At 43.2% G+C, this 12,814-nt stretch carries 13 protein-coding genes; 10 read left to right on the top strand and 3 right to left on the bottom strand.

Features of this window, described 5'->3' with window-relative positions; all coding sequences use genetic code 11:
• Window positions 1-15: 15 nt before the first annotated feature.
• Window positions 16-1,584, bottom strand: a complete 1,569-nt coding sequence (locus CSQ79_RS07795) for an NAD(P)H-hydrate dehydratase (RefSeq protein ID WP_099700600.1) — start codon at window positions 1,582-1,584, stop codon at window positions 16-18.
• Window positions 1,585-1,833: 249 nt separating this feature from the next.
• Here CSQ79_RS07795 and CSQ79_RS07800 point away from each other — a divergent pair, with 249 nt between their 5' ends.
• Window positions 1,834-2,664, top strand: coding sequence for a DUF5995 family protein (locus CSQ79_RS07800; RefSeq protein ID WP_099700601.1), 831 nt, complete (start codon window positions 1,834-1,836; stop codon window positions 2,662-2,664).
• A gap of 3 nt (window positions 2,665-2,667) precedes the next feature.
• Here CSQ79_RS07800 and CSQ79_RS07805 read toward each other — a convergent pair whose 3' ends face one another.
• Window positions 2,668-3,399: an ABC transporter ATP-binding protein gene (locus tag CSQ79_RS07805; RefSeq protein ID WP_502693918.1), complete on the bottom strand. Its 732-nt coding sequence runs from the start codon at window positions 3,397-3,399 to the stop codon at window positions 2,668-2,670.
• Between the two features lie 446 nt (window positions 3,400-3,845).
• Here CSQ79_RS07805 and CSQ79_RS07810 point away from each other — a divergent pair, with 446 nt between their 5' ends.
• The 3 genes from CSQ79_RS07810 to CSQ79_RS27535 all read left to right on the top strand — a co-directional run bounded on the left by CSQ79_RS07810 (window position 3,846) and on the right by CSQ79_RS27535 (window position 6,893).
• Window positions 3,846-6,314, top strand: a complete 2,469-nt coding sequence (locus tag CSQ79_RS07810) for an ATP-dependent Clp protease ATP-binding subunit (protein ID WP_099700603.1) — start codon at window positions 3,846-3,848, stop codon at window positions 6,312-6,314.
• A 163-nt stretch (window positions 6,315-6,477) separates the two neighbouring features.
• Complete coding sequence (locus CSQ79_RS07815; protein ID WP_099700604.1) at window positions 6,478-6,660, top strand: YlcI/YnfO family protein; 183 nt, start codon at window positions 6,478-6,480, stop codon at window positions 6,658-6,660.
• 101 nt (window positions 6,661-6,761) lie between these two features.
• On the top strand, window positions 6,762-6,893 hold the full coding sequence (locus CSQ79_RS27535; RefSeq protein WP_289500814.1) for a hypothetical protein: 132 nt from the start codon (window positions 6,762-6,764) through the stop codon (window positions 6,891-6,893).
• A gap of 76 nt (window positions 6,894-6,969) precedes the next feature.
• On the opposite strand, the gene psbA is transcribed toward CSQ79_RS27535, so the two are convergent.
• The gene (psbA, locus tag CSQ79_RS07820) at window positions 6,970-8,064 is read right to left on the bottom strand and encodes a photosystem II q(b) protein (RefSeq protein WP_099700605.1); all 1,095 of its coding nucleotides are present in this window, start codon (window positions 8,062-8,064) and stop codon (window positions 6,970-6,972) included.
• 205 nt (window positions 8,065-8,269) lie between these two features.
• Here psbA and CSQ79_RS07825 point away from each other — a divergent pair, with 205 nt between their 5' ends.
• The 6 genes from CSQ79_RS07825 (at window position 8,270) to CSQ79_RS07845 (ending at window position 12,800) form a co-directional block, all read left to right on the top strand.
• Window positions 8,270-8,929: a TetR/AcrR family transcriptional regulator gene (locus CSQ79_RS07825; protein ID WP_099700606.1), complete on the top strand. Its 660-nt coding sequence runs from the start codon at window positions 8,270-8,272 to the stop codon at window positions 8,927-8,929.
• A 318-nt stretch (window positions 8,930-9,247) separates the two neighbouring features.
• Entirely contained in the window at window positions 9,248-9,775 is a 528-nt protein-coding gene (locus CSQ79_RS07830; protein ID WP_099700607.1) for an Hsp20/alpha crystallin family protein, read from the top strand.
• An 11-nt stretch (window positions 9,776-9,786) separates the two neighbouring features.
• Window positions 9,787-9,936 (top strand): hypothetical protein, encoded by a 150-nt coding sequence (locus tag CSQ79_RS27540; RefSeq protein WP_289500820.1) that lies wholly within the window; start codon window positions 9,787-9,789, stop codon window positions 9,934-9,936.
• A gap of 49 nt (window positions 9,937-9,985) precedes the next feature.
• On the top strand, window positions 9,986-10,891 hold the full coding sequence (locus tag CSQ79_RS07835) for a LysR family transcriptional regulator (RefSeq protein WP_099700608.1): 906 nt from the start codon (window positions 9,986-9,988) through the stop codon (window positions 10,889-10,891).
• Between the two features lie 369 nt (window positions 10,892-11,260).
• Window positions 11,261-12,367, top strand: coding sequence for a glycosyltransferase family 9 protein (locus tag CSQ79_RS07840; protein WP_099700609.1), 1,107 nt, complete (start codon window positions 11,261-11,263; stop codon window positions 12,365-12,367).
• The gene (locus CSQ79_RS07845; RefSeq protein ID WP_289500821.1) at window positions 12,360-12,800 is read left to right on the top strand and encodes a glycosyltransferase family 9 protein; all 441 of its coding nucleotides are present in this window, start codon (window positions 12,360-12,362) and stop codon (window positions 12,798-12,800) included. Before CSQ79_RS07840 ends, CSQ79_RS07845 begins: the two co-directional genes overlap by 8 nt.
• Window positions 12,801-12,814: the final 14 nt, after the last annotated feature.

Here is a 12,814-nt window from a genome sequence, read left to right on the forward strand (position 1 = left end):
TGTCATTCGTATTCATTATGAAAATCTGCTGACAACAAACATTAAATATTTTGCCAAAGTGAATGCATCGACTCCCATTTCTGTACGTTCACGTGCTGCCAAAATACCAGCTTGAGAATGCCACCACGCAGCACTTGCAACAATTTCTAGTATGGGTATATCTTTGGAAGTCGCCTGTGCAATCAATCCTCCCAACAAACCTGTGAGCACATCACCACTACCACCACGCGCTAAAGCTGGGGTACTTTCAGGATTAATCCAGACACAATCAGCTTGGGCAATCGCAGTCCTTGCACCTTTCAACAACACAACTGCACCACTTTGTTCAGTGGCTGCACGTACAGCGGCAATGCGGTCTTTAGTAGGGTCAACAATATCAGGAAACAATCGCTTAAATTCGCCTGCGTGGGGTGTTAAGACGGTGGATGCTTGTCTATGTTGCAATGTCTGAGTTGTTCCCATTTGGGCAAGAATATTTAAACCGTCAGCATCTAAAACCAAAGGGCGATCGCTATCAATCACTTCTTGTAAAATTGGCTTGGCATCTACTGTTAAACCAGGACCACAAGCGATCGCATCAAACGAACTCAAATCGATCTCTGGTAACTGCAGTTGTGCGATCGCACCGCTTTCGGTTTCAGGACAGCCGATAATTAAAGCTTCAGGTAATTGTGCAGACAACAGTGGTTTAATCGATTCTGGAACAGCAATTGAGAGCATGCCAACACCACTTGCTCTTGCGCCCAAGCCTGTCAAAATTGCCCCGCCTGTATAACGCCGCGAACCGCAGATGAGTAAAAGATGTCCCTGTTTATATTTATGCGTAACAGGAGAACGCTTGAGAGGGAGAGTTGCGATCGCACTTTGTGAAGTGATGCGTTGGATTTTTGGTGTTTCTAATATTGCTTGGATATCTGTCAGCGGAATATCAAAATCAATTAACTCTGCTGCACCAACATAATCTAAAGCTTGGTCTTGCAACAATCCTAGTTTCCACAAACCTAAACAAAAGGTATGTGTTGCTTGTACGGCTGTTCCTAGCACTTCCCCAGTATCAGTGTGTAAGCCAGATGGTAAATCAATACTGACAACTGGCTGTGACCATTCATTCAACTGATTGACAATTTGGTCTACAGGAGAAGACAGCGATCGCTCTAACCCAAATCCAAATAAACCATCAATAAATAAATCGCATTCTGCTAGAGGTTCTAAAGATTCATGAATTAGAATCTCTAAACTCTTGACATATTGTGCGTGTTGTGAAGTCAAATCTTTTAACTTAGAAAAAGGGCTGCAAACTGCAACCTGATATCCTTGAAAATGCAATTCTCGTGCTACAACTAGCGCATCACCCCCATTATGCCCAGGTCCTCCTAAAATACCGATACGCGATACTTGTGACAGAGGATAAAGCTCTATAATACGACGTGTAACGAGTCCGGCTACCTTCTCCATCAACGCAGCCACTGGCATTCCTCTAGTAAAGATCCGCTCTTCAATATTCCGCATCTGCTGCGCAGTAACGACTATACGAGAAATTGGTTCGCGTTGTACCGCAAGATGGGAATGATTTTGATTGAACATAGTTTTATTAGGGCTACACTGAGTTACTTACTCTCATTTTCCTAAATTCATCAGAACGCCACCTGTAGTAAGAGAGAAATTTTATAGGGACAGAGGGGCTTTAGATGCAGGGAAGCACAGGAGTAGAAAATTATGTTTTGTTATAACCATTTTTTATTTAGTTGAATGAACGAGTCTTGTGTAAAAGATGCAGCATTGAGAGAATTATCCGTATTTAACTCATCGCTGAAAAACACGAGCTAAAAAATTATGAAAAACTTCTTTCTCAGCACGGCTGTGTTTTTACTCGCCTTTTCTCCAGTTTCTCTAGCAAGCGATCGCCAACTGATAGACACAGTTTGTCAGACAGGAAAGCCAAAATGCGTGGAACTTGTTATTCGGGCAATGAAGCAACGCTACCAACCACTTGCAAAGCAGTGCGATCATGATGCTTTGTTTGCACTTGCTTACTTGCGAACGACACAAACCTTTCTCAAAACAATTGATGAGATTAACTACAACAATCCTGCATCTGTGATTCGAGAAGATGCCTTGTTTGCCGATTATTATTTTCGAGCTTATGATGCTTACCATACAGGTAAAGGTTATGTTCCCCCAGTTTGGCAAATCGCGTTTGATGCAGCACAGCGTCGCTCAGTGTCAGGCTCTGGCAATCTCATTTTAGGCTTTAATGCACACATTCAGCGCGATTTGCCGTTTGTACTTTATGAGCTTTATTTAAAAGGTCATCCAGTAAGCTATGAAGACCACACTCGTGTCAATGAATTTCTTCAACAGGTAAATATATTATCGGAAATAGCGCGCAAGTTTGATCCGACAGTTGATGATGAAGATATACCAGGTGATACAGATGACTTACAACGGTTTCAACTCATTGCTCAGTGGCGTGAGGGTGCATACCGTAATTTTGAGCGCCTCCGCGATGCAAATACAAATACTCAACGCATCCAAATAGCAGCAGAAATTGAAGCACAGACTGCAGCTACTGCTTTTCTATTACAACAAAATTCCAGCTATCCGCCTGGGATAAATAGTTCTGAACGGGATACTTATTGCCAAGCGCAGCGGAAACAAAGATAAAGTCTACTCTTGCCGCAACATTCCATCTTCCATGTACGCTACACGGTCAGCTACATCAATAATACGTGAGTCATGAGTTACCATTAACACTGTACAGCCTTCTTCTTTGGCTAATAACCGTAGTAACTCAATAACATTGTGTCCGCTACGCGAGTCTAAAGCAGCAGTAGGTTCGTCTGCCATGATTAACCGAGGATTACCTGCTAACGCCCGTGCGATCGCAACTCGCTGTTTTTGTCCGCCAGATAAATCTCCTGGTTTATAGTTCGTATGACTTGCTAAACCTACTTGTTCGAGTAGGTATTTCGCTTGGTTTCTTGCTAACCGTCCTTTAATGCCTTTAATATTCAGCACTAATTCTACATTCTCGGCTGCTGTCAGCGCTGGAAATAAGTTAAACCCTTGAAAAATAAACCCAATATTTTGCAGACGAAAGTTTGCTAACTTATCGCGAGGCATTTTTGTAATCTCTTCGCCGAGTAAGTATACGCTTCCTGCAGTTGGCGTCAGCAAGCCTGCCAAAATTGACAGTAAAGTTGTCTTTCCTGATCCGGATGGTCCCATTAATAGTTGAATATCACCAGGAGAGACTTCTAAATCAATTCCTTTAAGGACTTGAAAGCAATCGCGTCCCGATTTGAAAGCCATCTCAACACCTTTTGTCAAGATTGCTTTTGTTTTACGTTGGTTCGTTGGTTTTATTGATGTGGGATCAACCAGGGTACGGCTTGTTATAGACACAATAGGCTTACTTCAAGAATTGTTCAGAACTGAGACTACTTCAATGTATTCAGTTTTAAGGATCTTAATAGTATTAGACGCTGCTCGCCACAAAAAAGATTCTACTAATAGGAACAAATTTAGGAGTGAGCAGCGAGGGTGAGGAGTGAGTGTTGAGTTTTGTTCGCGAAGAAAGTGCCGGAGGCATTTATTAAAAGAATTTTGCATTTTGAGTGCTGAGTTACGAAAATTCTTCAATTCAAAACTCAAAATTCAAAACCAATCACTCACCCCTCTCAACAATAACGTTTACGTCAAAGATAGACGGGTAATACTCCTTCATGATTACGGCTGTTCCCACTGTGGGAGTTGTTTGTCCAAAGTTACATTAAACATAACTACATAAAAGTTTATGTAAGGGTAAATGACCCTACTTAAACAGCTCGGTAAAGGAAACCACGATGTTTGAATACTTTACAGATAAAGCCATCAAGGTAATCATGCTATCCCAGGAAGAAACACGTCGCCTGGGACACAACTTGGTAGGAACCGAGCAGATTCTTTTAGGCTTGATTGGAGAAGGTACGGGAGTAGCAGCAAAAGTGCTGACCGAGCTGGGAGTATCCCTCCAAGATGCACGCACAGAAGTAGAAAAAATTATCGGTAGGGGAGATCGATTTGTCCCTACTGAACTTCCTTTCACTCCCAAAGTCAAGCGTGTTTTTGAGCAAGCCCTAGCTGAAGCTCGGCAACTCGGAAACAACTATATTGATACAGAACACATTTTGTTAGGATTACTCCGCGAAGGCGACGGAGTAGCAGCGAAAGTCCTCAGTAATTTGGGTATTCACCCAGAGCAAATTCGCACCGCAGTTATCAAAAAACATGGAGAGGTAGCGGCAGTTTCTGTCGGTAGTACTGAACGTCGCAGCGGTCGGACTGCAAGTAAAACAGCAATTTTAGACGAATTTAGCACTAACTTAACAAAGCTTGCTGCAGAAGGTAAGCTTGATCCTGTTGTTGGACGCGAGAAAGAAATTGAACGCGCGATTCAGATTCTTGGACGTCGCACGAAGAATAACCCCGTGTTAATCGGTGAACCTGGTGTTGGGAAAACTGCGATCGCCGAAGGACTCGCCCAACGGATTGTTGCCCAAAACGTTCCTGATATCTTAGAAGATCGCCAAGTCGTCAGCTTAGATATGGGCTTACTAATTGCTGGTACGCGCTTTAGAGGTGACTTTGAGGAACGCATCAAAGCCATCATGGATGAAATTCGCGCTGCGGGTAATATTATCTTAGTGATTGACGAAATTCACACTTTGATTGGTACTGGTGGTGTTGAAGGTGGTATGGATGCAGCAAACATCCTCAAGCCAGCACTAGCCCGTGGTGAACTGCAGTGTCTTGGTGCAACTACTTTAGACGAATACCGCAAGCACATCGAACGCGATGCAGCACTTGAGCGTCGTTTCCAGCCGATTATGGTTGGCGAACCTTCGGTAGATGAAACGATTGAGATTCTGCACGGTTTACGTGGTACTTACGAACAATATCACCGCGTTAAGATTACTGATGTTGCGCTACAAGCCGCTGCGAAGCTATCAGATCGTTATATTAGCGATCGCTTCTTACCTGATAAAGCCATCGACTTGATTGATGAAGCTGGTTCGCGTGTCCGCTTAAGACACTCCCAAGTATCTGCAACTAGTGAACTCAAGCGCGAATTAGTACAAGTATCGCGCGATAAAGAAGCCGCCGTTAGAGCACAAGACTTTGATAAAGCCGGACAACTACGCGATCGCGAGTTAGAACTCGAAACCCAAATCAAAGCGATTTCTGAAAATCATAACAAAGACGTCAACACTCCTGCTGTTGATGAAGAGGACATCGCACAAATCGTTGCTTCGTGGACTGGTGTACCTGTCAATAAGCTGACCGAAACCGAATCTGAGTTGCTGTTGCACTTAGAAGACACCCTACATCAGCGGATTATCGGTCAACAAGAAGCTGTCACCGCAGTTTCAAGAGCAATTCGCCGTGCGAGAGTTGGCTTGAAGAATCCCGATCGCCCGATTGCTAGCTTTATCTTCTCAGGTCCTACCGGAGTTGGTAAAACCGAATTAACCAAGGCGCTTGCTTCCTATTTCTTTGGTTCAGAAGAAGCGATGATTCGCCTCGATATGTCCGAGTTTATGGAACGCCACACAGTTTCCAAACTGATTGGTTCACCTCCAGGATACGTTGGCTACGACGAAGGCGGACAACTCACAGAAGCAGTACGTCGCAGACCTTACACCGTAGTGCTATTCGACGAAATCGAGAAAGCACACCCTGATGTCTTCAACATGATGTTGCAAATCATGGACGATGGTCGCTTGACTGATGCCAAAGGTCGTACAGTAGACTTCAAAAACACGCTACTGATCATGACTTCCAACATTGGTTCGCGAGTGATCGAAAAAGGTGGTGGTGGTATCGGTTTCGAGATTGCTAACAGTCAAAGTGAGTCTAGCTACAATCGCATTCGCAATCTTGTGAATGAAGACCTCAAACAACACTTCCGTCCTGAGTTCCTCAACCGCGTAGATGACATTATTGTCTTCCGTCAGTTGACTAAACCAGAAATTACACAAATCGCTGACATCCTATTAGGTGAAGTTTCCACCCGCTTGGTAGAACAAGGAATTGAACTCAATGTAACCGCTAAGTTCAAAGATCGCGTAGTTCAAGAAGGTTACAACCCCAGCTACGGTGCAAGACCATTACGTCGCGCAATTATGCGACTGCTTGAAGATAGCCTAGCTGAAGCAATGCTAGCAGGTTCAATCAAAATCGGAGACACAGCCATTGTTGATGTTGACGATCGCGGTGAAGTGAAGATAGAAAAAGCAGCCAACAAAGAGTTACTACTATCTTCCGTCAGCTAATCACCTAGCTTATCCCAAACCCCTAGCAATCACGCTGGGGGATTTTTTTTATCTGACAGTTGCGATCCCCGCCAACTTTCCCAATCACCTTTGTGCTCTTTGTGCCTTTGTGGTTCGTTAAAGTAAAGAATATTCCGGTTACGTTAATCATGACCCTGCTACTATGAGCAAACGAGATCTCAAGTCTGGGAAATTTGTGACTGATTCTGAGCCAGTGATCAGTAAGCCAATCAGCATTCGTCTTCCACCAAGTTTAGAAGCCGAACTACGAGCCGTTGCGGGCGATGCGGTTGCGCCTTGGATTCGAGAAGCGATCGCGGAAAAATTGGCAAGAGACAAACATTAGCGGACTAGTGCACCCACGTCTACGTGGTAAAATTATGATCGCAAACGCCCAGCAATTTTCTAGAATCATTTAGTGCAGATTTGAAGCGTTATACCGATGCAATGAACAGTATAACGACTCGAATTAATGGTGTCATTGCGACAAGTAATCAAGACAGCCAAGAAACAAATTCTCGACTTGCTGCGATTCAAAGACAAGTGAGTGCGATCGCGCAACACTTAGGTGTTAACTAATTTGCTTGACAAGAAAAAGCGCCCCCGTGAAAGAGCGCTCATTAAGCAATCATAGAAGACAAACTTTTAAGACAATTTAGCTGTTAATTGCAGGTGCAGTCATTGCAACTGGTACTGCTTCTCCTGTAGCTAAATCAAGTGGGAAATTATGTGCATTGCGTTCGTGCATCACTTCCATACCCAAGTTGGCGCGATTCAACACATCAGCCCAAGTACTAATCACACGTCCTTGCGAGTCCAGAACCGACTGATTGAAGTTGAAACCGTTCAAGTTAAACGCCATAGTACTGATACCCAGAGCAGTAAACCAGATACCAACTACGGGCCAAGCTGCAAGGAAAAAGTGAAGCGTACGACTGTTTGCTGTGGTTCCTAAGATAACCTCGTTTGTGCGTCCAACTAGGCGACCAAAGTAGCCGTGAGCAGCAACGATATTGTAAGTCTCTTCTTCTTGCCCAAACTTGTAGCCGTAACTTTGAGACTCAATTTCAGTCGTTTCGCGTACCAGAGTTGAGGTGACGAGTGAGCCGTGCATTGCACTAAACAGCGCACCACCGAATACACCTGCTACTCCCAGTTGATGGAAAGGGTGCATCAAGATGTTGTGTTCTGCTTGAAACACCAACATGAAATTGAAAGTACCACTGATCCCTAAAGGCATTCCATCCGAGAAACTTCCTTGACCGATAGGGTAAATCAAGAATACTGCGGTAGCAGCGGCGACAGGTGCAGAGTAAGCAACAGCAATCCACGGACGCATCCCTAGACGGTAGCTGAGTTCCCACTCGCGTCCCATGTAGCAGAATACGCCAATGAGAAAGTGGAAAATCACCAGTTGGTAAGGACCACCGTTATACAGCCACTCATCTAAACTTGCAGCTTCCCAAATTGGATAAAAATGCAAGCCGATCGCATTCGAGGACGGTACAACTGCACCAGAAATAATATTGTTGCCATACAACAGCGAACCTGCAACAGGCTCTCGAATTCCGTCAATATCAACGGGTGGCGCAGCAATAAAAGCAATGATGAAACAGGTGGTTGCAGCAAGTAATGTTGGAATCATGAGAACACCAAACCAGCCTACATAAAGGCGATTATCGGTGCTAGTGACCCAATTGCAGAACTGCTCCCACAGATTCGCGTCGCGTCTCTGTAGAGTTGTGGTCATGATGTTGGATGATGACGTTAAAGTGGAGAGTCAGTTCTCTATTTTAATTAATTAACTGACCTGTTAGTTAATATGCCGCAATAAACTTTTTTTGTCAACACCTAAGTGTGTTTTAGCGATCAAAAAGTCTCAAAGCTTTGACGGAAAAGCATTTCAGCACCTATGATCGAACAGGATGATACGTTAATGGTGTAAAAAAGTCGTAGTGGTCACTAAAGCAGGAAAAGCAGCCAAACAGGTTCGAGATGCAGAGGCGACGAGAACAGCAATCCTCGATGCAGCTGAAGCAGAATTTGCACAGTACGGTTTAAATGCGGCGAAGACGGAAGAGATTGCTGCGAAGACAGGCGTTACTAAGGCGATGATTTACTACTACTTCAAAAGTAAAGAAGATCTCTATGTCGCTGTGTTGGAGCGGATATTTTTTGGTAGGTACATGGATTCGATTCAACCAGAGGAACTCGAACAGTTATCGCCTGAAGAAGCACTAGAAAAGCTCATCCGGCGACAAATCGCTACTGACTTTCATCATCCGCATCTCAACCCGATTCAGATTCATGAAGCGTTGCAAAATCAAGGCAAGTATTACAAACACGTTCTCAGTAGCGATCGCGCACAGCAAGTCTTTGGTATTGTTACAAAAATTCTAGAACGCGGAATGGCAGAAGGATGTTTCCGCAAACTTCATCCACAGCATACTGTGATGAATATCTTGGGAGCTTGTAATTTCTACTTTACTGCCTACGAGAACTTTAAGTATCTTTGGCAAGAAGCACCCTTACTAAGTCCAGAAATGGTAGAAGAACACTCTCAAGAAGTTGTGAATCTAATTCTTGCTGGTGTCAGAAATACAAAAGATAAATAGCTATAAGTATGATATTTTTTTTAGCTGCTTATCAACTTTATAAATAAACTTATCATCATTTTTAATACGTAGCGCTCGCTTTCTGTAAGGATACTCAATTCTTGAATTTATTAATAAACTCTAATTACGAAAATTACTACTGACAATTGCTGTTTTGAAGATGCGATCGCCTCTAACAAAGTTAAAACGAAAAATTCGGGTATCTCCCCTGAAACTTCTCCGGTTTACCCTACCTCTAAAAGCATGGTAGCTCGGCATTATAGAGATGTGCAGCAAATATGATTAAACAAAGCTAAGAGTAAAAGAGAGAGTTTAAATATGACACTGATTCGTTGGCAACCTTTCCAAGAAATTGAAACACTACGTCGTCAAATGGATCAAGTTTTTGAAGAATTAGCAGGCAATAACCAACAGCCAGAAACATTTTGGAAGCCTGCAGTAGAGTTAAAAGATACTGAAGATAGCTTAATACTTCGGGCTGAAATTCCTGGAGTAGAAGGTAAAGATTTAGACGTTCAGGTAACAAGAGAAGCAGTAGCAATTCGCGGTGAATATCGTCGCGAACAGCAAGCTCAAGAACGCGGACTTTTCCGCAGTGAATTCCGTTATGGTAAGTTCCAGCGTGTTGTTGGTTTACCTGTTGCTGTTCAGAACGACCAAGTACAAGCTGACTTCAAGAACGGTATTTTGACCTTAACACTACCTAAAGTAACAGAAGCTCGTCGTAAAGTTGTTAAAGTCAACATTGCAGATACTTCCGCTGCTACTCCTGCAATTGCTAGCGAGCAATCTGATAATAACAATCATGTAGACACAACTGAGGCTGAACCTGCATCAGTTTGGTAGTAGCTTAGCGAATGAATTCGCTGCTAGACAAACAAAGTCCACCTTTGTGGACTTTTATTTTAGTGTGCGAAGCCACACTTCTTTTGGGTAGCCCTCCGACTGAAGTCGAGGGCTTTGGTTATTTGGGGTTTGTCTGCGATCTGTATGCTAGAGAGCGATAATTTGCTAAAGCGTGCTTTTACAATAGAGCTTTGACATCTACCCCATGGTATGAAAGTAAACCATCATAACCAAATGAAATTGTCTCAGTTGCGGATCTTAGTTGCTGTTGCAGAATGCGAGAATTTTAGTGAAGCAGCTTTGCAGTTGGAGATGTCACAATCAGCCGTTAGCCATGCGATCGCGACTTTAGAAGATCATTTAGGTGTCATCTTATTTTCGCGAGGTCGTCATGGTGCGCGTTTGACCCCAGTAGGTAAAAGAATTGTTGAACACGCCCGCGTTATTGTCAATTGTGCCGAGGAAATCACTAAAGAAGCCGAGTCAGCGAAGGGATTAAAAGGCGGACAAGTACGCATTGCTTCATTTCGCAGTGTTGCTACGCATATTTTGCCACAAGCGATCGCCGAGTTTCATCGCCATTTTCCATCGATTGCAGTTCATCTTAACGAACACGATAGCTGTGATGATGTAGAACATGCACTACGCGAAGGACGATCTGATATAGGGTTTACGCTACTACCTGCGGGTGAAAGCTTGGAAACATGGGAGCTATTGAATGATGAGTACATAGCTTTATTACCACCAAATTTCAAGTCTCAATCAAAATTAACTTGGGAGGAGTTGATTAATTATCCCTTGATAATGCATCCACTCGAAGACACCATGATGCAGCCAGTTGATGCTCATGTTCGAGCTTGCGGTTATAAATTGCAACCAGCTTACGAAGTCGAAACCGATGCTGCTATTGTAAGTTTAGTTGCGCAAGGTCTAGGTGCGACAATATTACCACGTCTAGCTGCGCAACCTATTCCAGCAAATGTGCAAATATTTAGTTTGCCAGTTCCCCTCAAACGAGTTATTGGTATTGCTGTTTTAGCAGATGCACTGCAAACACCTGCGGTTTATGCTTTTTTGGATACGATTAAACATAAATCCTTAATGGAGAATTTGTGACAAGAATTTTAACTTCACGCGCAAAGCCTACTTCATGAGTCGTGCATACCATAGTCATTTCATGAGCGGGCGATCGCGTCACTGATAGAACTTCCTAAACCACTTTGAGATTGTGTACTGATTTTGGTTCTTCAATGAGCATAACGTTGAGTTGCATTGCCAAAGCAAGAAAGAATGGGCAACGTATAAGTAGATACTTTTTTTAAATCTAGAATGATTAGCAGCGACAAACATTAAACGAATTAAAAACTCGATTGTGCAATTGCCCAAGGGAGTAGTTGCAAGAACCAAGCTTGTTTAGTCAAATGCCCAATGAAGTACAGAAACGAGATCGTTAAAGTTAAACGAGTCGTTGCAGAAACATGATGAGTGGTTAAGCAAAACCGCTGGGAACTACAACCTCGAATTGCGATTGTGCGTGCTTTACCAGGATTGGGCGATCTTTTGTGTGCCATTCCAGCATGGCGATCGCTCCGTGCAGCACTACCGCAAGCAAAAATTACTTTAATTGGTCTACCGTGGGCAAAAACTTTTGTTTCGCGTTTTAGCCAATATATTGATGAATTGTGGGAGTTTCCTGGTTATCCTGGAATTCCTGAAGTGTCACCGCAAATTACAGATTTACCAAAGTTCTTTACTCGCGTACAGCAACAAGGCTTTGATCTGGCGTTGCAGATGCACGGAAACGGTAACATTATCAACTCGTTCACTGTTTTATTAGGTGCGCAGGCGAATGCTGGATTTTACCTACCAGGACAGTATTGTCCCGATCCCGAACGCTTTTTACCTTATCCTGCTAGTGAACCGGAAGTGTGGCGACACCTACGCCTGATGGAGTTTTTAGGAATTCCCTTGCAAGGAACTGATTTGGAGTTTCCTTTAACTGAAGAGGATTTTGTTGCATTCAAGGCAATTCCTGAAGTTAAACATCTGACACGCAAAGAATATGTATGCATTCATCCTGGTGCGAGTGTAGCAGAACGACGCTGGTCAACAAAGAAGTTTGCTATCGTTGCTGATTTTCTTGTCAGACGCGGCTTGCAAGTTGTTTTAACAGGGACTACAGCCGAAATTGAAGTCACCCAAGCAGTGCGATCGCAAATGCAATATGGCGATTGTGTGATTGATTTGGCAGGACATACTAGTTTAGGTGCGATCGCCGCACTATTGAGTCAAGCAAAATTATTAGTCTGCAACGATACAGGAGTATCGCATCTCGCCGCCGCACTCAAAGTAAAAAGTGTGGTGATTTTTAGTGCTTCTGATCCTCATCGTTGGGCACCTTTAGATCGCGATCGCCACCGAATTCTGAGTACTTACTCGCATGTTTCTTGTGAAGAAGCCAGTCATCAAAAATGTTTGCGGGAAGATTGCACAATTGCGACTATCACTAAAAATTCAAATCAACGTTTGATTCCTCCAGAAGCAGTCATTACTGAAGTAGAAAATTTGTTGTCAGAGGTAACTTATGTCTGATAACTGGCAATTACAACGAGTTTTAGTCATTCAACTAGACTCAGTATCGATTGAGTTAGCATTACAAAAATTGCGTCAGTTACTTCCTGCTGCATCAATCACTTTAATGACAACTGCAAGTCAACCACCAGAATTATTTTGGATTGACGATGTTCTGATTTACAAGGAGCCAGTATTTGATAATCCTGAGCAAGAACTTAAGTTAATTGAACAACTAACGCAACGTCACTTTGACGCAGCAATTATTTTTACCACTACTCAATCACCTTATCCAATAGCTTATATGTGCTATTTGGCAGGCATTCCAATCCGTGTAGGGCGATCGCCAGAATTTGGTGGTAGCGTGCTTTCACATTGGGTGAAGTCACATTCAGATACGGATTTAGCAGATCAACAATCTTTCCTGCATCTAATATCAAGTCCGGCTAATTAATTCTAAATTAGTTT

Origin of the sequence: Gloeocapsopsis sp. IPPAS B-1203, from assembly GCF_002749975.1 — a bacterium.
Classification (GTDB): domain Bacteria; phylum Cyanobacteriota; class Cyanobacteriia; order Cyanobacteriales; family Chroococcidiopsidaceae; genus Gloeocapsopsis.